The organism is Kordiimonas sp. SCSIO 12610 (assembly GCF_024398015.1).
In the GTDB taxonomy this organism is placed as follows: domain Bacteria; phylum Pseudomonadota; class Alphaproteobacteria; order Sphingomonadales; family Kordiimonadaceae; genus CANLMI01.
Genome location: NZ_CP073747.1, coordinates 1377833 through 1397109, shown reverse-complemented (window position 1 = coordinate 1397109; position 19277 = coordinate 1377833). Strand labels below are relative to the sequence as shown.

Sequence of the window (19277 nt, the reverse complement as noted above, 5' to 3'; positions counted from 1 at the left end):
AACAGGAGGGAAAACATGATACCAGTAATGTGCCTTGTTCAGGCAGGACAGGTTTCATCAGAATTAGAAGCTCAGCTAAAGGATGATATGACACAGTTCACATCAGAATCATTTGGCTCAGCTGCCGAGGTGGTATGGATTGAAGTACCGGAAAAAAGTGGCTTTACAGCAGGTGTACCGTCAACATCAATTCTTGTGTCTATGCAATCACCAAAAAAATTAGAGACATCCGAACGGGTTCCACTTTTACAAAAGCTCTGCGATGTGTGGCTTGAGCGCACAGGACTATCAATCAATGAAGTTGTCGGCGTAATCGCTGACCCACAAGCTTAAGGGGAATAGACGATGCCACTTTATGTATGTAACAGCCGTAAAGGCCTGATCACCAACGAAGCGAAAGCAGCGATCGCAAAAGACATAACAGATATTCATTGTGAAGTTACCGCTGCACCACCAACATTCGTACATGCTTTTTTCTTTGAAGAAGCCACCCATGTTCCTATCGGCGACAGTCAAGCGCTTTTATTAGGCCAAATTCGCGCCGGGCGTACTGATGAACAGAAAGCTGAAATTGTCGAACGCATGCGTGCTTCGATCAATCACCATACCGGTATTGAGCTTGATGATATCGTTGCCGTAACAACAGATACACCGGCCAGTTGGGTTATGGAAGGTGGCGACCTGTTGCCTGAGCCCGGAGAAGAAGAGGAATGGCTTGCCGCGCATGAAGCCAAACTAGCCAGCAGCTAAGCCCCTCAAGAAAAGCAAATACTGAGAGGAAGATCGAAATGAATGGAACTGTCGTTATTTTAGGGGCTGGCGTTTCCCAAGGAATTGGTGGCGCGCTTGCCAGGAAGTTTGCAGCCGAAGGCCATCATGTTGTGGTGACAGGCCGTACGCTTGAAAAAGTTGAAAGCGTTGCAGACGAAATCAAAACGGCTGGTCATTCAGCTGAAGCGATGCAGGTCGATGTGACACAAGAAAAAGACCAGGATGCGTTGTTTGAACATGTTGCCAAACTCGGCCCGTTGTCGGCGGTACTATTTAATGCAGGCAACAATGCAGTGATCCCTTTCGCAGAATTAACGTCAGAGACCTATGAACAGTTTTGGCGTATCGGGTCTTATGGTGCCTTCCTAACAGCAAAGCGGGCGATACCCCTTCTTGAAGAACAAGGCGAGGGAAGCCTCTTCTTCACAGGCGCATCTGCATCATTGAGAGGCCGCCCGAACTTTGCGCACTTCGCCGCGATGAAAGCAGGCCTCAGAATGCTTGCGCAGGCACTCGCACGTGATTACGGACCAAAAGGTGTTCATGTTGTACATGCTATTATTGATGGTGTCGTTAATTCGGAACGTACCCGTTCGCGTTACGGTGAATATATGGATAGCTTGGGAGAAAACGGTGTCCTGTCTCCAGACGCAGTTGCAGACAGCTATTGGCATATTCACAATCAGCCCAAGTCCGCATGGACGCACGAAATTGAAATGCGCCCCTTCAGTGAAAAATGGTGATTAGCATGGCAAACGATACTGCTAACGACCCCGCTCAGATCGCAGAGACATTAGCGACCGCGATCAAAAGCGGTGCAGATTGGCCTGAATTCAATCTGAGCTGCAACCTGGATACAGCATACGATTTACAGCACAAAGTCACTAATAAAGTTTCTGATGTCGGGGGTATCAAGGCAGGTGTCACAGCAGAACCTGTTCAACAATATCTAGGTCTAAAGCATGCGTTGATTGGTAGTTTATACGCTAACGCCCAATTGGATTCTAGCTGCAACATCCCATACATTGAAAAGCGCATTATCGAATGTGAAGTTGCCGTAAGAGCGGATCATACTGGCAAACCAGTTTCTATTGCGCCTGCCATCGAGTTTGTACGCCTTTGCTTCACACGTCAGGAAGATTTGAATGCCTCAAATCTTGTAATTTCAAACATGGGTACTGAAAAATTCATTATTGGCACATTCATACCATGGGAAGATGACTTTAATTCGTCTTCGATAACCCTTTTCAAAAATGATGAAATTGTCAATCAGGCTATGACTTCTCAGGCGCTTGAAGGCCCACAGAATGGGGTTTCCTGGATGCTAGGGGAAGCGCAAAAGCGCGGTCATAAAGTTACCCAGAATACCTTGTTCATGACCGGCGCATGCGGAGCCACTCCTGCGGCAGATAAAGGCTCTTATCGAGCCGATTTCGGCGCATTGGGTAATATCGAGTTTTCGATAACATGAATAGATCAATTTGTTTACCAGCGGTAAGGAGAGCCGCTGATTAGGTGATTTAACTGGCCATTGTGGTGATGGCCCACATTAAGTTCGGGGAGGAGCTTTATATGACGAAATGGACTTTGCTTGCAACGAGCGCGCTTACACTATCGCTAAATAGTGGGATAGCATCTGCACAAGAAACCGATAACACGACAGTAGATGAGATTATCGTTACTGCCACAAGGCGCGCAGAAAGTATTCAAGACGTGCCAATCGCCGTCACTGCCCTCAGTCAGAGCGCACTCGAACGCGAAGGCGTAAATGACATAGTCGCACTTACAAGCCTGTCTACAAGTTTTAATATCAATAGTGCCCAAACTGAAACCGGGGGTACCACGCTTCGCATCAGGGGTGTAGGCACCACAGGTAATAATATCGGCCTTGAAAGTTCTGTCGGGGTATTTCTTGACGGAGTCTTCCTATCCCGACCCGGTGTAGCTTTAACCGACCTTTTGGATGTCAACCAAATCGAAGTATTACGGGGCCCACAAGGAACCCTTTTTGGTCGAAATACATCCGCTGGCGCTCTTAACGTCACCACAAAAAAACCGAATCTTGATGAACTTGAAGGGTTTGCCAATGCGACCTACGGCAACTTCGACCAGGTAAACTTTCAGGGCGGCGTCAGCTTTCCTCTCGTAACTAACGAACTTGGCATAAGGCTCTCGGGGGCATACCGAAGCCGTGATGGCTTCCTGCAAAGTTCAACGGGTGCAGAAAGTGGTTCTAGAGACCGTTATGTTCTCCGCGGGCAGTTGTTATGGGAACCCGATGACAGTTGGCAGGTTAGAGCCATTTTTGATTATGCAGAGACAGATGATGAATGCTGTGACGCTGTTTTGCTCACAGAAACACCTTTTGCCCCTCTTTTTGACGTTGCAGGCGTAACACCAGCAAATGGCGGCGTCACCGATGTGGGGTTAGAGGCGCTGGATAACCGTCGTTCAAACGCAGATCAGTTTTTCAACCCGTCAGATCAGTTCGGTGTCTCGCTTGAAATTCAAAAGGATTTTGGTGCTGCGACCCTCACTTATATCGGCGCCTACCGAGAATTCGATGCTATTTCCGATCAGGATAGTGACTTTACTGCCGCAGACATTTTCCGGTTTGGTTCAGATACAACAATCGAAAATTTCACCCACGAAGTTCGTCTTCAGGGGGAAGCGTTTAATTCACGCCTAAACTGGCTCATCGGCGCATACTATTCAGACGAAGACATTTCAGAAGTTCAAAGTTTCGTTCTCGGGGATGATTTTCAGCCTACGATCGACGCTTCCATATTAGGTGCTGCAGGCGCTCCAGCGGCCTTTCCATTTGGCACCAATCCATTCGCTCTTTTCACCGGTGGTGTGGATCATACAGGTGATTTTGCCAACAACCTTTTCACCCAGAATGGCAAATCCTTTTCAATCTTCACCCACAACATTCTCGATATCACAGAAGATATCAGCTTAACCGTTGGCCTTAGATATGTGGATGAAAGTAAGGACGGACAGTTTACACAGCTGTCTGCGCAGTCAAATGCTTGTTTTGCAGGCCTTCAAGGCGCGGTATTGCCTGGCGCCCCTATTCCGGTGCCTGACGCGCTCACGCCGTTAGTGGTTGGTTTTGGCTGTTTCCCGTTTGTTGTTGTTGCCGATAGTCCATTTGCTCAATTCTTACCGCTGCCACAGACTTTCAATGATCGGTTTGAAGACGACGAGCTCGTCTATACCATCAAAGGTAGCTACCAGGTTTCCGATGATGTTCTGTTTTTTGCAGGTTTCACCCACGGCTTCAAATCTGGTGGTTTTAACCTGGACCCTACTGCTGCGTCCGGCGGTGCCAGCCCGATATTCAACTCTGAAGAAATCGATTCCTATGAGGCAGGTTTAAAAGCGACACTACCAAATGGCATCACCGCAAACTTCGCGTTTTTCCATCAGAACCTAAGCGATTTTCAGGTTTTGGAATTCACGGGAGCTCAGTTCCAAACCTTTAACGTGCCACGCGCAAGAAGCACCGGTGTGGAACTTGAGGTACAAGGCAACTTAAACGAATTTTTCTCTTTCAATCTGTCTGGGACTTATGCCAATGCACGCTACCCGGAAAATTGCGCCGACGGCCTTCAAGGCACGGTTTCCGAGGACCTATTTATAAGAACTCAGAACCTTTGCGGATCATTACTGACAAACTCGTCGCGCTTCAATGGCCTAGCGAGCCTTACCTACGAAGCCCCCCTCAGTGATACGATGGACTTTTTCATCACAGGGTCGGTTAAGTACGAATCCCGTCGTAGAACCGCTACGCAGCCAACCGTTGTCGGTAGTGATGTGCCCTTTGCCTTTGACTTCCAGCCAGGAAACGCAAAAATCAACCTTCGCGCTGGTATCCACTTTAATGAAAACATCACATTTGAGGCCTGGGTTACCAACCTTACAGACCAGCAAACAAGAGGGCTTTCTTTTAACGTGCCTCTTCGTGGCTTCACAAGCCCAACCGCTGGTGACCTTGGATCGGTAGGCGCTTTCCTTCAGGAACCTAGATTTTATGGCGCTACTATTCGATATAAATTTTGATACAGTAAAATATAATACAAGGGCCACATTTTTGTGGCCCTCGTTAGCTCAGCGCTGAGAAATCACAAGCGACTAAATTCTTTAGTAAAGTCTAGTAAAATCGCTGGATTTTTTGCTTCTTCTATCTTCTCAATCATGGTTGAAATTGACACTTCATATTCCAATGTCGTGCCGCTCGCATCCCTAATTGACGCCCCTAAATGCTTCATTAAATGTTGAGCGTGGTGATTTTCCGCAAGCACGGTAGCCCTAAATCTTGTCAAACCTACATTAAACGCATCCTTAGCAACCGAATAGATCAACATACGAGCAATTCCGTAGCCCTGATAATCATCGATCACGGCAAATGCGAGGTCTGCTTCATCACTATCATATGGCTCCATTATCGCATGGGCCGCCGCCGCCGCTGTCTCAGTCTCAGCCTCATTCGTTATATTGAGCGCGCACCAGGCAACGTGCCTTTTTCCATCAACAGAAGATAACAAATCAAGTATTCTGGGCGGCGCTTCTTTGAAACCGGTAAAAAACCGCAGATAACGAGAACGGTCAGACAACCCACGAATCCCTGCTTCGAACAAACTTCTATCTTCCGGGACAATAGGCCTAAACCTTAGAGTCGTTTCTAATTCATCAACAAAGCGCTCAAATCTTCGGCTCGCGCCATCATATCTAATTTTTTCCTGCATAAATTTAATGCCGATCTATTTCCGTGCAGACAATTATGAAAATACCAAAAACCCACAGAAACAGCCAGTCTTCATTAACTTTATAACCATTATTATGATTTTTAATTCAGTTTTAGTTTACATTTTTTTATTTTTTTGTAAATTTTGTATTTGACAACGTGTCATTCAGAACATATATCGACCTCAACGAACACAAAGGAGGCCGAAATGCCAAAAGATGGAAACATGATTCAAAATGAAACTGCCCTGGCCCTCAAAAGCCATCTCACTCGCATTAGAAACGCTTTCAAAGCAAACCCGGCACCAACAGCCAATGAACGCATTGACCGTTTAAAGCGTTTGCACAACGCAATTCTTGACTACAAAGATCGCTTAATTGCAGCGGTTGATCAGGACTTTAATGGCCGCGCCGAAGCGGAAACGCTTATTGCTGAGATATTACCTATATTGGAAGGCATCCATTATAATCAGAAAAATCTGCGGAGCTGGATGAGACAGTCAAAACGCAGCGCACCACTGATGCTTTTTGGAAGTGACATCAAGGTTCATTACCAACCACTCGGCGTCGTCGGGATCGTTGTACCTTGGAATTTCCCGATCTTTCTTGGCATTTCACCCCTTGCAGGTGCCTTTGCCGCAGGTAACCGTGCCATGATTAAAGGGTCTGAATTTGCACCGCGCACCGGTGAGGTTATTCAAGCCATGCTCGCAGAATACTTCAGCGAAGATGAAGTCGTGTTTGTAAACGGCGATGTTGATGTTGCTACTGAATTCACCAAACTACCGTTTGACCATTTGGTTTTCACAGGCTCCACACAAGTTGGCAAAATTGTCATGAAGGCAGCAGCAGAAAACCTGACGCCGGTAACACTTGAACTTGGAGGGAAGTCTCCTGCCATCATCCACGATAGCTTCCCAATCGAAGAGGCCGCTAACCGGATCGCTTTTGGTAAAGGCCTGAACGCAGGTCAGGTGTGTGTATCACCCGACTATATCCTGGTGCCGCGAGCGAAACTTGATGCCTTTGCAAGCGCCTTCGCCAAGGAGATATCTTCAAGCTATCCGACCTACGTTATGAATAGTGATTACACATCTATCATTACTGAACGCCAGCGCGACCGTCTCTTGGATAATATTCGGGACGCAAAGGATAAAGGCGCAGAAATCGTTGAGATCAATAAAGGTCAGGAAACGTTTGATACTGGCCGAAAACTTCCAATGACTTTAATCAAGAATGTCACCGAAGATATGCGGGTTATGCAGGAAGAAATCTTTGGCCCGTTATTGCCTCTAATCCCATATGACACGCTTGATGAGGCGATTGCCTTTGTAAACGACCGCGATCGTCCACTCGCACTTTATTATTTTGATTGGGATAAAGCCCGCGCAGAGAAGGTTATTCGTGAGACCCATTCAGGTGGTGTGTGCATCAACGAAGTCATGACCCACACTATGGTAGACGATATGCCTTTCGGCGGTGTCGGCCCATCTGGCATGGGTCACTATCACGGCCATGAAGGGTTCCTCAACTTCTCTAAAGCGAAAGGTATCGTGCGCAAAGGTAAGTTTAATGCAACATCAATGATTGCCGCACCGTGGGGCAACCGTATGTACGACCTTTATATGAAATTCCAGTTCAAGCGTTTCCGGAAACACAAATAAATCTGAAAACGCAGGCCGCCTGCATGGCTCCTCCTCCCCACTCCCTACATGCAGGTGGCCACAAAATTAAAATCAGGATTAAGACAATGTTTAAATCACCGATCACATATGCATTGAGGTTCATGTCGACCTTCTTTCCACCCCAAAAACCACTGGTATTAACAGGGGCTGGAACCACAAAAAAGTTAGCCGAGTTAATGATCAAAAACGGAAGCAAACGCCCTTTGATCGTTACGGACAGTTTTCTTCTGCAAAACGGCATGCTTGATGATTTACTTCAGTTTCTAAGGAACGAAGGGTCAGAAGTAACTATCTTTGATGGCATTATTCCTAACCCAACTTTTGCTGTGGTTGAGGCGGGCATTGACTTGGCCCAAGCAAATAACTGTGACAGTGTTTTCACTGTAGGGGGCGGATCAGCTATTGATACAGCCAAGGTGATTGCCGCTGCGATGACCAATGGCAACCGAACTGATAAGCTGGTTGGCATTCTTAAAGTGAAAAAAGCTCCTCTTCCCTTTTATGTCGCACCAACCACTTCTGGCACTGGATCAGAAGTAACGACAGCTGCGGTTATTTCAAATACAGAAACGCACGCGAAAGAGTTTTTCGTTGATCCTAAATATATTCCAATTGCGACTGCACTTGATCCATTAATGCTCAAAACATTGCCTGCTGCGATGACAGCTGCAACAGGCATGGATGCACTCACACATGCAATCGAAGCCTATACATCCCTTAATAACTTCACGGATACAGATAGAGATGCGTCGCTCGCAATAAAACTATTGTTCGACTACCTACCCATCGCTTTTGAAGACGGCGAAAACCTGAATGCAAGAGAAATGGTTTCGATCGCGTCTTTTCTAGCTGGTTTTGCCTTCACCAAATCGAGCCTTGGTTACGTTCATGCCATTTCTCATCAAGTGAGTGCGCATTATGGCACACCTCATGGCCTAGCAAATGCAGTCATTCTACCCCGTGTCTTGCGCTACAATAAAACCGCCTGTGCAAAACGCTATGCTGATCTTGAGCGCATGCTAAGTAGCGATAATATTGCAGGCCTTGACGATCAGGAATTAACAGCCAGATTTATCGCACGCGTTGATGCGTTGGGGGACAAACTAAACATCCCCGCATCCATCAAAGATTTGGATGAAAAAGACTATGACGCGATTGCAAAAAGCGCGATAAAAGAAGCCAGATCTTCCTACGCTGTACCCAAATCAATGAACCGACAGGCTATCAATTCCGTCCTAGCTGCTGTGGCATCAGGAAATCGGGATGTATCTTTCGGTTAATTCAGGAAATCAACTATTAGCACCCATGGGCGAATATCAATCGCCTATGGGGCTCGCGCCAACACTTGACATTTTACAACTGTAATGACACCAAATTAAGAACGAAAATAACATACTATGTTTGAATTAATACCAGGAAGTAAAATGAACGCCAAAGATATCCTTGCCGCCTTTGCCCAATATGGGTTTCGCAAAACATCCATGCAAGATATTGCAAATGCGGCTGGAGTTTCCAGGCAATCCATATACAAAAAATTTGGCAACAAGGAAAACTGCTATAACTGGACCATAAACACCTATCTATCAGGCATGTATGGAAGAATATTCGAATTACTCAATAACGAAGAAATGCCACCAATGTTTACCCTGACGAAAGTATTCGACATTCTTATTGGTGAAGCCATAGACATTGTTAACAACGGCCACGGCACTGAGATTTTAGACGACACGCTTGAGATCACTTACAGCTCCCATGAAGATTGGCCTATACGCTTGCGGGCACGCATGGCTGATTTCCTGTACAGGAATGGATATGCATCCACCGCTGAGGAAGGCGGCGGTAAAGCGTTTGTCATGATATCTGCAGGAAAGGGCCTTCTTCTCGAAGCAAAAAGTCGAGACATCTTCCAACAAGATATGCGCCAGATTTTAGAGGCAATGCTGGGCCGTACAGTATAGCTTATTGAACTGACTATAGGCGCTGATAGCGAGGGATAATAACGGGGGTTGAGAATGAACAGCAAACAAGAAAAAGAAGCGCCATTAGCGCCACTATCTAGTCCGTTTAATCTGCAATTCTGGACTTACCTTGTCATTTTGACATTTTTTTTGATTAATGGGCTCGTGCTTGCAGCAAGCGTTCTCATTCCGTTGACTATTTCACTCTTTGCCGTGGTGTTAATCATGGCTATCGTTGATCGACTGAGTAAACTTATCCCGATTTGGTTATCGCATATCGTTGCTCTTTCTACGGTTTTGATCACAATCCTATCGGTTCTTGGTATATTGTCCCAACAGGCTGAGGCAGTAGTAGCCGCATTTCCAAGATACGAAGCCCGATTTGCCGATATATTAAGTCACCTTGTAGTCTTCATCGGCGATGACAACTACCAGCTCATTTTGAGCGGTATTAATGACCTTCAGTTATTTGATTTTGCTCAGCGCGCAGTCGCAAGTACAGGCAAGCTGCTGAGTGGAATATTCCTCGTTTTAATATATGTACCCTTTATGCTGAAAGAATGGACCCCCATGCGGGGCAAGCTGGTCCTGGCTGCACCAGATACCGAAACTCAGGAGAAAGTTCGAACGATATTAGAAAGCATGTCCGAAAGTTTGCAGCGCTATGTAGGTGTAAAAACCTTAGTGAGCATGGTGACCGGGGGGGCAAGCTATATCATTTTCAAAATCATAGGCCTTGATTTTGCCGAAGCGTGGGCGTTCATCGTATTTGCTTTGAATTTCATTCCAAACATCGGCTCTATTCTTGGGGTAGCCTTTCCTTCCTTGCTCGCGCTCCTGCAGTTCGATACATCAACGCCGTTCCTGATTATCTTATTTGGCTGTGGTATTATTCAGTTTACAATCGGCAATGTTATTGAGCCAGCGATAACGGGAAGGTCTTTAAACCTGTCCCCTTTTATCGTTATCCTGGCCCTAACTTTCTGGACGTCCATTTGGGGCATCGCCGGGGCGCTAATGAGTGTTCCAATCACAGCATGTACCCTAATCATTATGGCGCATATTCCAGCCACGAGATCCATCGCTATTTTAATTTCTGGTGATGGCAACCTAACAACAATTGTTCGTCGCAAAGCCTCCATATCAACTGCTGAGGAGAGTGAATAATGGCTACAAAACCCGAACTCGAAGCTGAACTTGCAGAGTTGAGAGCTGAAATCAAAAAGATGCAAGCTGAAAATGAAAGTAACGCTGCAAGGGAAAATGAAACGATTGAGGAAAACATTTCCCCCACAACCGAAGATACAAACACAGACGCAGAATCAGCCCCCTTCGATTGGGACAAGGAAATATCTAGTCTTATCAAGGACGTTAAAAACTCGCCTGGAAAACAGGCAATTTTAGTTGGCCTTGGTATGTTTGCGCTTGGCTTTATTGCAGGTAAATCAAGATAGGAATTAGTTATGAACCGCCTAACCAGAAACATCTCCATTATCCTGCGATCAGAACGTTTAATTGCGCGCAGGCATCTTACTGTTTTACGTCGCCAGACTGGTATGATGATAGCCGCAGGGATCGCTGCTGCTATTGCTCTCGTTATGTTAAATGCTTCGGCTTACCTCGCACTTTCTAGTAGCGTTACAGCGCCAATAGCTGCTCTTCTGGTCGCGCTTGCCAATATTGCAATCACAATTACCCTCGTACTTTTTGCCTCAAAACCCGCAGCACATACAGATGAAATCGCCGCTGTTGAAGAGGTGCGTGACATGGCAATGGAAGATATTGAAGCAGAATTGCGCGCCTTTACTGATGAAGCGAAAGCAACTACGCAAGCTGTGAAAAAAATTGCTCGTGATCCGCTTGGTAGTATTGCACCCGGAATTGCTGGAACAATTGCTAAATCAGTGATTAAAAACATGAAGGATTAGAAGGCATCATGGGCACGAAAACTGATCTTATCTTACACCGGAAATCTGCGAATATCGACGCGGTTAACGAGATTATCAAAAAGCTTAAAAAAGAAGGATTGATCCGGAAAGTTCTTATCCCCTGGAACAAGTCTGCCAATAAAGAGATGGTTTCTTATGCGCTTAAGAAAGGCGCCAAGAGAATTATTGCGTGTGGTGGTGACGGTACTATTAACGCTGTTGTTAACTCGGTCGTCGAAACCGCAAAACCAGGTAAATTTCCGGAAATAGGTATATTTCCACTTGGAACCGCTAATGATTTCGCCAGAGGCTGTAATTTGCCACTCGATGACCTGGAAGAATGCTTAAGAATTGCCTGCACTGGGAAAAGCCATTCTTGTGACGTGGGTATTATGAATGACAGATATTTCTTAAATGTCGCCAGTGCTGGCTTTGGTGCAGAAATTACAGCTACAACACCAACAGGCCTGAAGAAAGCACTTGGTGGTGCCGCCTATTCTCTAATGGGAATTATTAAGGCTTTCGAGATGTCTCCCTATACGGGCCAAATGCACCTTCCCAATAATACTCACATTGAGGGTAGCATTACATTTATGGCAGTCGCCAATAATCGCTTTGCAGGAGGCGGCTTTGAGGTCGGAAGCCACGCAAAACTTGACGATGGCCTTCTTGACCTCATCACGATCAGAACAGACAATGGCCTAAATCCAACAGATCTGGCGCGGGAAATTAATGACTTAAAAAACCCCGATAACCAGATTGTTCGTTATCACCAACTTGAGGCCTTCATCATTAAATTCGATGAGGAAACATACTTCAACCTGGACGGTGAACCCCTAAAAGGAAAAGTGTTCAATTTCGCGGTCAAACCAAGGTACCTTAATGTGGTATTCTGAGTATACTCACGATTACATTGATTGTCACAGTAGGCTTCGGCCTACTAGGGCGAGTTGCGTTTTTTTATTTTCCCGGGCGTTCGACTGAACCGGGAAGAAAAAGCCCTTATAAAAGCGGCTGGTTCAGAGTAGCCAACACGCCATGCTGTTTCCTCTACCGACAAACCAACAGTTTCGAGCAGTTCCCGGGCAATTCCAAGCCGTGCGTCTGTGTAAACTGCCCTAAAGCTGGTTCCTTCCTCTTGAAGCCGTCGCCTGAGTGTGCGCTCAGTAGTTCCAAGTTTACATGCAATATCGCGTAATTTGATACCAGCACCCATATCTTGCATGAGCTTATTCTGAACCTGTCGTGACCAGTGTGCCAGCACCCCGCCCTGCTCTTCAAGTAATTTGCTACACTGCTTGAGGCAATAGTCCAGTGTAGCGGGGTCAGACCTCGGTAAGGGTGTGTCAAGGTTATAGGGCCCAAGGGCGAGTGCATTTAACTGTTCGTGAAAACCTACAGAAACATCAAGTAGCTCAGACAATTTTTCACGATAGCTCTTGTCTTTTGCCGACGTCAGTATTCTAAACTGTTGCTTGTCGAAATTTGGGATCAACTCTTTCATAAAGCCTAATGTAACAGTCAAATGACGTTCAAATGCGTAAAACTGTACCCTTTCAGGCAAGTGATCCATCTTAAAATTTACCAGTGGCGTATCATTATACTCACCCACCTCAATATCTGCTAAAATCAACGAGATACTTGTATAATCGATGGCTGTCTGAATCGCAGAACGCAGGGTTGGACTACTCAGGATTGCGAACCCCCATATCCCAAACACGTTCACATGAAAGCGATTACCAACCGTCACTCCAATCCCAAAACTATCCGATTGCCTTTCCAAAAAATTCTCGGTCGCGCGAACCTCTTGAGCCAGCGTAATTCGCCTATCGGGCGAATACAAATCATCCAAACTTAAACCGGTCCCCTTCAAAAAATCCTCACGCGGCATTCCCATTTCAACTGCAACATCACAGAGAATACGCAAACTGGTTGGTGGACGGGTCGAATTCAAATTAATCATGAGATAAAAAATATCATATTGGCCGAAATTATCAAGAAATTGTCCGTTTGGATCATGGGAAAATAAGCCCCTCTCGTTCAGAATGATCGAGAATGGGATTTGACCTATCAAAACCTAATGAATGGGAGGGAATTTTGGCTTATATGGACGCAACAGATCCGATAGAAAGTGTTGAAGACATTATCAAACTAGAGGAAGTACCGCTTGAAACACGAGGGCTGCCTAATTCAACATATGAAGCGATAAAGTTCGGGTCTGAACTTAATCCAAATAGCCCTGCGCTCAGTTTCTTCCTATCTCCACACACCGCAGGAACGCCCTATGTCTGGAACCATGGAGAATTCTTCCGTACGATTACGCAAGCAGCCAATATGTTCAATCGGCTTGGAATTGAACGTGGTGACGTAATCGCATTCATTCTACCTAATCTGCCTGAAACACATTTCACTATTTGGGGAGGCAGTGCAGCAGCCTCTGTTCTTGCTATAAATCCTCTTTTAGAGGCTGAACAAATAGGTGAATTACTAGCCACTGCCTCAGTCAAACTGCTAGTAACCATGGAACACAGCCCCGGGACGGATATCTGGGAAAAAGTAAGCAGCGCGGTTAAAAATGTTAAAACCTTAGATCATATTCTGGTCTGCAACTTCCTCGAATATATCAAAGGCGATGGTCAACATACTAGAGAAATAGATTTACCTCCCACATCGGCATCAATTCAAGACAGCAAAATTTCTGTATCCAGATTCTGGGAAGAATTGAACAAGAGCCCAGACGACGCTCTGACTTTCGATGCTCCAGGCCCAGATGACTATTCAACGCTTTTATGCACAGGTGGCACAACGGGATTGCCTAAAATCGTCCGCAGGACACATCGTTCTGAGGTCTATAACTGTTGGGCCGCTTCTCGTTTCTGTCCAGATGCATTTGGTCAAGGGCAAACATCTTTATGCGGGTTACCGCTTTTTCACACAAATGCAATGCTTGTGACCGGCCTCATTCCGTGGATGTTTGGAGGGCATGTCCTCTTGACTGGGCCAAGCGGCTATAGAGGTGAAGGCGTTCTTGCTGAATTCTGGCGTCTTGTTGATCGCTACAAAATAACAACATTCTCCGGGGTTCCTACTATTTATAGTGCGCTCATGCAATTTGAGCGCTCCAATGTAGATATTAGTTCAATTAAGTTCGGAATTTGCGGTGCTGCCCCCATGCCCGTTGATACTTTCCAGCGTTTCATAGAGAAAACTGGCATACCGATTGTTGAAGCTTATGGCATGACAGAAGGCGCTGTCGGATCATCGATGAATCCGGTAAAAACGGACACACCAAAGATCGGTTCAATTGGCCTGAGGTTCCCTTATCAAGATATGGCCATTGCAATTATAGATGATGAAGACCAGTTCGTCAGATGGGCAGAAACCGATGAGGCGGGGGCTATCCTCATTTCCGGTCCAAACGTCTTTGATGGTTATCTTATTGATGAGCAAAATCAAGGGATCTGGGTTTTTGCCGACGATAAGCGCTGGTTTAATACAGGCGATCTTGCACGTCAGGATGCGCAGGGATACTTCTGGATGACTGGCCGACGCAAGGAGCTCATCATTCGTGGGGGGCACAATATTGACCCCAAAATGATCGAAGAAGCCATGCATAAACATGGCAATATCGCGCTTGCAGCGGCTATTGGCAGACCCGATGCCCGCGTGGGCGAGGTCCCTATTTTATATTATCAAACGCTGAATGGATTAGACATCCCTGCTACGGATCTACTCGAATTTGCTAATTCACATATCCCAGAGCGTGCCGCTATCCCAAAGGACTTTATTCGCCTCGATAATCTTCCAATTACGGCTGTAGGAAAAATTCACAAGGTCCCCCTTACCATGCGGGAAATAGAGTCCTTGATACACCGCGAAGCAAAAGCGCTTAACATTGACCTGCTTTCGCTTTCTGTTGAGCAGGATAAACGTCTCGGCATTGTGGCAAATATAAATGCACCCGGCGATACAAGCTCACTAAAACAAGCACTCGCTCAATATGCAGTAACTACAAACTTTATACAGGATTGATGAAATAGCCTGTTAGTAAACCTGAATGAAATTAGCCACTTAACCAAGAAAGTACGCGAACAACCAGTATTCAGACAACAAGGAAACAATGTCATGAACATGCTAACAACAGGCCTGTCTTTGGGAGGAAACAGGCCAATATTTGAAGGCTTGAAAAAACTAAACATTCATGATTTGCAGGCAACGCACCCTGCAATACAATTTCATACCTATTGGAACAAACTTCTTGAATGCAATCCCAGTGGTATCATCGAACGCGGTCGTTTTAACCCGATGGCAGTTCCAAAACTTTTACCTTGGATCAGCGTGTTAGAAAGAACAAGCGATACTGACCATGAGTTCCAGTATCGCTTAGCGGGTTCCGAAGTAGTCAACCTCTTGGGCGAAGATCCAAAAGGTCGCCTTTTTGGATACTCCCTCCCGAAAACCACTAGAAAATTGTACGAAGAATACTTGCTTCAAACATATTCTCTCCAACAAGCTATATTCCTCACTGGCAAGTTTCAGATGCCAAACGGTAATACTCGCCACTTAGAGCTCGGTATCTTCCCCATATCCAGTGATGGGAAATCGCTTGATCAAATTATCTCTATCACAACGCCTCAGATTAGATACCCACAGTTTCAATCAAAACATTGATCAAAATAGGAATACTATTTGAACCGTCAATTAAGAAGATTAGCCAACCTGTTGTAACGAAACATATTTTAACATTATTCACCGAATATGATTTTACACGATACGTTCTGAGTACATGGCTAATACAAATCACCGATAACGCTATACGGAATAAATGTGTAAGCAATTCGATAGTCTTGTATGCGTCTAGGGATTACCTTTAAAACCTTGCCAATTTATCACTCTCATAGACCGTGACACCAAGTTTATCACTACAAGCAATTTCAGACATCGCTTTAGCGACTTGGATCGCCTCAATAGGCCTGTACTTTCGCGCGCTACCAACCAACAAACCGCTAAAAAACGGCATAATAGTACCAGCTATATCTTCAGCAAAGCGAGCTTCATGCCTTTCGCCTAACAATAGTGAAGGACGCAGTATATCGAGTGCTTCAAACCCGATTGCACTGAGGTCACGCTCGGTCTCGCCTTTGACATGAGAATAATAGCTTAAAGACCCAACTTTTGCGCCCAACGCGGATACAAACAGAAAACGCTGAGCCCCCTGCCGTTTCAAAATTTCCGCACATTTGACGACATAGTCATGATCAATTTCTCTAAACCGTTTACGGCTACCCGCTTTTTTTCTTGTTGTGCCAAGACAACAAAAAACGACATCGGGTTTGCAATCTGCGAGCACACGAGACACATTAGTAGCATCGCCAATAATTTCGGTAACGCCGTCATACTTAACATTCAATGGTCGGCGCGTAAGGACCGCGATATCACTCCAATGATCACTTCCTGTTAAATATTTTATAAGGTGGGTCCCAATGAGGCCCGTTCCCCCAAGGACAAGAGCGGATTGTGCCATTTCTCTGTTCTTTTTCTGTTTTGTTTATATTCAATCAAAATGGGTTGTATTATTTTTTCAACAATAGCTGATGTTCAACCAATTTGTTAGTGTAAGCAAAAGTGAACGTAGCTCCTATAATTTAGCCAATAAACTATAAACAGATTCAACGCATATTTTCACTATTTTAAAGAGCAACCACACAACAGCAGAATTTGACGTGGCCGCAGGGCCAAAATAGAAATTCATACAAGCAGGCTACCCTGATACGAGCATTAAAGGGAGCGAGCGAAATTCAGGCCACAGAAGAAATGTGTTCTACGCTCTGGCAAATCAAATTCCGATGTTCGCCGCGTACAGGAAAACAACCAGTCACTCTTGTCATTTTGCCAGCCAATTCCGATAGAGTTTTCAAAAACAAACCTTTGAATTTGTGAACTGGATAGATCGTGAGGGTTACTTCTGAACTGCCCTTGTAAAAGGGCGTTGTAGCCAACAAAATTAATCTTGTTCGTAACGATAGCATAAAATTCGTCTTCAAGGCTTTTTTTCGTTAAATAGCCACCGGCACGGTCTGTTTGCCACACAGGTTTTGCTTTGTTCACCCTACCAAAGCGCGCAGATAACCCTACATTCGCCCCCGTTTGATACCCAAGATTAGCACCGGCTGAATATATGATATCAACCCAATCAGCGCTCACATTCTGACGGTGAAACCATGTCAGGGAAAGCTTGGCGGTTGGTTCACCACCATCTGAAATCTGATTATCCCATCCCTCGGGGTCAAATGGTTCCTCGCTACCAAACGCAGTTCTGAATACCTGATGCAGGCCCGACTGCACCCAATCACTTACGGGGAGCCCAAGAAACCCCAATGACAAGCTCACCTCTGTAGCGGATCGTTCAGGATTTTTAAAAGCCACCAAATTATTCGTGACCTGTAGAATGGAACTATAGGGCCTATCTTCAAAAATAGGGTCTTCTGCAGTCAAGTCGTCAGGTGTGAATGTCAGACTTTCAAAGGCAGTACTATAGCGAAACTGTGTTTCACCATCCCCTATCGATAAGGCATCGAGAACGAGATGCTGAACCTCGTGACCAGAGAACCAGCTTGATCCTTTTCGGCAGCTATTAAACCGGACGAAAAGACCCATTGTATAATCGCGGTCTTCGTTAACCCCCGGGAATGGTTCAAGGAACAGGTCCTGATCAACTTGTGCACTTGTGAATTTAAACGAGCAATTTTCTTCTGCCTGAGCTGATGCAGCGAAGCCGGTGGCGAATAATACCACAATGCAACAACAATATTTGGAGAAATTCGGCATCTTTATGCTTTGATCAGTTGCTCAATACTTTACGTGATTATAAACCCAGCGCGAAAGCTATATTTCAATTCCCAATAGCATAATGCAAAGCAAGGCAAAACAACAAAGCCAAATAAAAAACAATGTAATAGGGGTTTGATGCATACCATCCTGTACATGTGGAATATACAGGATGGGTATTAGAGCCGCTTTTTATCGTATCTGCTTCAGCACTATGTGGCGCTATTTGAAGAAACCGTTGTACCCGCAAATGAACTATCCTCGTCGCGACCTGACAGTCCGATCACAGCAATCACACCACCAGCCATAATGAGACAATAGCCAAACGTGAATGCGGTTCCATTATGCAAAAACGCTAAGGCGACAAACGCTGCGCTCGCAAGGCTATCAAGAACTAAGTGCATTTTGTATGACAACACGCCTTTCACACTGAACTTATAATCCGTCAGCAAACTATATGTAATCAAGCCAACACCAGCGATCACCGAAAACCAATGCACAAGCTCTGATTGGTTAGAAAGTGACAATAAAAACGGAAATACAATAAGGCCCAAAGCGGCACCATAATCCAGAACCCCATGCAATGTGGGCGTAATAAAGCGAATATTCATGACACATATCTTTCTTTTTTAGTTTCGATACAAAACTAAATAATTATACCATATAATCTTGTCAATAAGTTTTGTATCGAAACATATTGACAAATCGCCGCAGCCTATCTAAGTGCAACATATGAATGATGAAATACTTGCCAATTACCTCGAAGCGCTTGCTGTCAGGTTAAGGATGACCGCAAAGCCTTTGGCTAATGATCATAACCTTCAACATATCCATATTCAGATCATTGGTTATTTGGGCCGCTGCAATCACTACAGCGATACATTCTTGATGCTATGTGATTATCTGGGCCAAACGAAGGGGACCGTTTCCAAATCAGTCGATAAACTGCAAGAGAAAGGGTATCTGGAAAAACGTGCTGACCCACATGATAAACGAAAGTCCCATCTTTGCCTGACCCAGAAGGGACTTTCGATCTACGAAAAACAACGCGCCGTATGGTCAGCTGTCGGCAGTAAAATGGCGCCTGAGGAACACACACAGACACTGTATGGCTTACAATCCGTCTTACGACAATTCCAGAAAATGAATAAGAATAGAAGCTTTGGAACCTGCACGTCATGCCGACATTTCAATCCAGGTAAAAATGGCGGTGTATGTGGCTTAACCAACGAAACACTCTGTGCAGAAAACCTAAATCTTATCTGTGCTTATCACGATGAAAACATAGGCACATAAGTTCAAATTTACGTAAAGAAATTCAAAGCTTTTGGCGCCGAAAACAAAGCTGTAGCATCGAC

Annotated in this window: 20 protein-coding genes; 15 read left to right on the top strand and 5 right to left on the bottom strand. The window is 45.3% G+C overall.

Annotation, left to right across the window (positions count from 1 at the left end; translation table 11 throughout):
• Positions 1-15: 15 nt before the first annotated feature.
• From KFF44_RS06325 to KFF44_RS06305, 5 genes are all read left to right on the top strand, one after another.
• Complete coding sequence (locus KFF44_RS06325; RefSeq protein ID WP_255938259.1) at positions 16-333, top strand: hypothetical protein; 318 nt, start codon at positions 16-18, stop codon at positions 331-333.
• 12 nt (positions 334-345) lie between these two features.
• A complete protein-coding gene (locus tag KFF44_RS06320) occupies positions 346-750 on the top strand; it encodes a tautomerase family protein (RefSeq protein ID WP_255938258.1) in 405 nt (134 codons plus the stop codon).
• Between the two features lie 38 nt (positions 751-788).
• Positions 789-1514: an SDR family NAD(P)-dependent oxidoreductase gene (locus tag KFF44_RS06315; RefSeq protein WP_255938257.1), complete on the top strand. Its 726-nt coding sequence runs from the start codon at positions 789-791 to the stop codon at positions 1512-1514.
• A gap of 5 nt (positions 1515-1519) precedes the next feature.
• Positions 1520-2242 (top strand): hypothetical protein, encoded by a 723-nt coding sequence (locus KFF44_RS06310; protein ID WP_255938255.1) that lies wholly within the window; start codon positions 1520-1522, stop codon positions 2240-2242.
• A gap of 101 nt (positions 2243-2343) precedes the next feature.
• Positions 2344-4836 (top strand): TonB-dependent receptor, encoded by a 2493-nt coding sequence (locus KFF44_RS06305; protein WP_255938254.1) that lies wholly within the window; start codon positions 2344-2346, stop codon positions 4834-4836.
• A gap of 62 nt (positions 4837-4898) precedes the next feature.
• Here the strand turns inward: KFF44_RS06305 and KFF44_RS06300 are convergent, their stop codons facing one another.
• On the bottom strand, positions 4899-5522 hold the full coding sequence (locus KFF44_RS06300; protein ID WP_255938252.1) for a GNAT family N-acetyltransferase: 624 nt from the start codon (positions 5520-5522) through the stop codon (positions 4899-4901).
• 207 nt (positions 5523-5729) lie between these two features.
• Here KFF44_RS06300 and KFF44_RS06295 point away from each other — a divergent pair, with 207 nt between their 5' ends.
• From KFF44_RS06295 to KFF44_RS06265, 7 genes are all read left to right on the top strand, one after another.
• Entirely contained in the window at positions 5730-7184 is a 1455-nt protein-coding gene (locus KFF44_RS06295) for a coniferyl aldehyde dehydrogenase (protein ID WP_255938250.1), read from the top strand.
• An 86-nt stretch (positions 7185-7270) separates the two neighbouring features.
• Positions 7271-8485: an iron-containing alcohol dehydrogenase gene (locus KFF44_RS06290; protein WP_255938249.1), complete on the top strand. Its 1215-nt coding sequence runs from the start codon at positions 7271-7273 to the stop codon at positions 8483-8485.
• Between the two features lie 144 nt (positions 8486-8629).
• The gene (locus KFF44_RS06285; RefSeq protein ID WP_255938248.1) at positions 8630-9163 is read left to right on the top strand and encodes a TetR/AcrR family transcriptional regulator; all 534 of its coding nucleotides are present in this window, start codon (positions 8630-8632) and stop codon (positions 9161-9163) included.
• Between the two features lie 54 nt (positions 9164-9217).
• Positions 9218-10330: an AI-2E family transporter gene (locus KFF44_RS06280; protein WP_255938246.1), complete on the top strand. Its 1113-nt coding sequence runs from the start codon at positions 9218-9220 to the stop codon at positions 10328-10330.
• The gene (locus KFF44_RS06275) at positions 10330-10617 is read left to right on the top strand and encodes a hypothetical protein (protein ID WP_255938245.1); all 288 of its coding nucleotides are present in this window, start codon (positions 10330-10332) and stop codon (positions 10615-10617) included. Before KFF44_RS06280 ends, KFF44_RS06275 begins: the two co-directional genes overlap by 1 nt.
• Positions 10618-10626: 9 nt before the next feature.
• Positions 10627-11091: a hypothetical protein gene (locus KFF44_RS06270; protein WP_255938244.1), complete on the top strand. Its 465-nt coding sequence runs from the start codon at positions 10627-10629 to the stop codon at positions 11089-11091.
• A gap of 8 nt (positions 11092-11099) precedes the next feature.
• Entirely contained in the window at positions 11100-11987 is an 888-nt protein-coding gene (locus KFF44_RS06265; RefSeq protein WP_255938243.1) for a YegS/Rv2252/BmrU family lipid kinase, read from the top strand.
• 44 nt (positions 11988-12031) lie between these two features.
• Here the strand turns inward: KFF44_RS06265 and KFF44_RS06260 are convergent, their stop codons facing one another.
• Positions 12032-13054: an AraC family transcriptional regulator gene (locus KFF44_RS06260; protein ID WP_255938234.1), complete on the bottom strand. Its 1023-nt coding sequence runs from the start codon at positions 13052-13054 to the stop codon at positions 12032-12034.
• A gap of 92 nt (positions 13055-13146) precedes the next feature.
• Here KFF44_RS06260 and KFF44_RS06255 point away from each other — a divergent pair, with 92 nt between their 5' ends.
• Positions 13147-15123, top strand: a complete 1977-nt coding sequence (locus KFF44_RS06255; protein ID WP_255938233.1) for an acyl-CoA synthetase — start codon at positions 13147-13149, stop codon at positions 15121-15123.
• Between the two features lie 93 nt (positions 15124-15216).
• Positions 15217-15762 (top strand): PAS domain-containing protein, encoded by a 546-nt coding sequence (locus KFF44_RS06250; protein WP_255938232.1) that lies wholly within the window; start codon positions 15217-15219, stop codon positions 15760-15762.
• Positions 15763-15961: 199 nt separating this feature from the next.
• Here KFF44_RS06250 and KFF44_RS06245 read toward each other — a convergent pair whose 3' ends face one another.
• The 3 genes from KFF44_RS06245 to KFF44_RS06235 all read right to left on the bottom strand — a co-directional run bounded on the left by KFF44_RS06245 (position 15962) and on the right by KFF44_RS06235 (position 18530).
• Positions 15962-16615 carry an NAD-dependent epimerase/dehydratase family protein gene (locus KFF44_RS06245; protein WP_255938231.1) on the bottom strand — a complete coding sequence of 218 codons (654 nt, stop codon included), beginning with the start codon at positions 16613-16615 and terminating at the stop codon, positions 15962-15964.
• A 254-nt stretch (positions 16616-16869) separates the two neighbouring features.
• A complete protein-coding gene (locus tag KFF44_RS06240) occupies positions 16870-17886 on the bottom strand; it encodes a lipid A-modifier LpxR family protein (RefSeq protein WP_255938230.1) in 1017 nt (338 codons plus the stop codon).
• 245 nt (positions 17887-18131) lie between these two features.
• Positions 18132-18530, bottom strand: coding sequence for a hypothetical protein (locus tag KFF44_RS06235; protein WP_255938229.1), 399 nt, complete (start codon positions 18528-18530; stop codon positions 18132-18134).
• A gap of 121 nt (positions 18531-18651) precedes the next feature.
• On the opposite strand from KFF44_RS06235, the gene KFF44_RS06230 reads away from it, so the two are divergent.
• The gene (locus tag KFF44_RS06230; RefSeq protein ID WP_255938228.1) at positions 18652-19215 is read left to right on the top strand and encodes a MarR family winged helix-turn-helix transcriptional regulator; all 564 of its coding nucleotides are present in this window, start codon (positions 18652-18654) and stop codon (positions 19213-19215) included.
• Positions 19216-19277 lie beyond the last annotated feature (62 nt).

Coding starts and splice junctions, on each gene's coding strand:
- KFF44_RS06305 (WP_255938254.1), top strand. CDS start 2,344: ATGACGAAATGGACTTTGCTTGCAACGAGCGCGCTTACACTATCGCTA.
- KFF44_RS06275 (WP_255938245.1), top strand. CDS start 10,330: ATGGCTACAAAACCCGAACTCGAAGCTGAACTTGCAGAGTTGAGAGCT.
- KFF44_RS06250 (WP_255938232.1), top strand. CDS start 15,217: ATGAACATGCTAACAACAGGCCTGTCTTTGGGAGGAAACAGGCCAATA.
- KFF44_RS06265 (WP_255938243.1), top strand. CDS start 11,100: ATGGGCACGAAAACTGATCTTATCTTACACCGGAAATCTGCGAATATC.
- KFF44_RS06320 (WP_255938258.1), top strand. CDS start 346: ATGCCACTTTATGTATGTAACAGCCGTAAAGGCCTGATCACCAACGAA.
- KFF44_RS06290 (WP_255938249.1), top strand. CDS start 7,271: ATGTTTAAATCACCGATCACATATGCATTGAGGTTCATGTCGACCTTC.
- KFF44_RS06255 (WP_255938233.1), top strand. CDS start 13,147: ATGGGATTTGACCTATCAAAACCTAATGAATGGGAGGGAATTTTGGCT.
- KFF44_RS06230 (WP_255938228.1), top strand. CDS start 18,652: ATGAATGATGAAATACTTGCCAATTACCTCGAAGCGCTTGCTGTCAGG.
- KFF44_RS06280 (WP_255938246.1), top strand. CDS start 9,218: ATGAACAGCAAACAAGAAAAAGAAGCGCCATTAGCGCCACTATCTAGT.
- KFF44_RS06245 (WP_255938231.1), bottom strand. CDS start 16,615: ATGGCACAATCCGCTCTTGTCCTTGGGGGAACGGGCCTCATTGGGACC.
- KFF44_RS06300 (WP_255938252.1), bottom strand. CDS start 5,522: ATGCAGGAAAAAATTAGATATGATGGCGCGAGCCGAAGATTTGAGCGC.
- KFF44_RS06235 (WP_255938229.1), bottom strand. CDS start 18,530: ATGAATATTCGCTTTATTACGCCCACATTGCATGGGGTTCTGGATTAT.
- KFF44_RS06285 (WP_255938248.1), top strand. CDS start 8,630: ATGAACGCCAAAGATATCCTTGCCGCCTTTGCCCAATATGGGTTTCGC.
- KFF44_RS06295 (WP_255938250.1), top strand. CDS start 5,730: ATGCCAAAAGATGGAAACATGATTCAAAATGAAACTGCCCTGGCCCTC.
- KFF44_RS06270 (WP_255938244.1), top strand. CDS start 10,627: ATGAACCGCCTAACCAGAAACATCTCCATTATCCTGCGATCAGAACGT.
- KFF44_RS06260 (WP_255938234.1), bottom strand. CDS start 13,054: ATGATTAATTTGAATTCGACCCGTCCACCAACCAGTTTGCGTATTCTC.
- KFF44_RS06325 (WP_255938259.1), top strand. CDS start 16: ATGATACCAGTAATGTGCCTTGTTCAGGCAGGACAGGTTTCATCAGAA.
- KFF44_RS06310 (WP_255938255.1), top strand. CDS start 1,520: ATGGCAAACGATACTGCTAACGACCCCGCTCAGATCGCAGAGACATTA.
- KFF44_RS06315 (WP_255938257.1), top strand. CDS start 789: ATGAATGGAACTGTCGTTATTTTAGGGGCTGGCGTTTCCCAAGGAATT.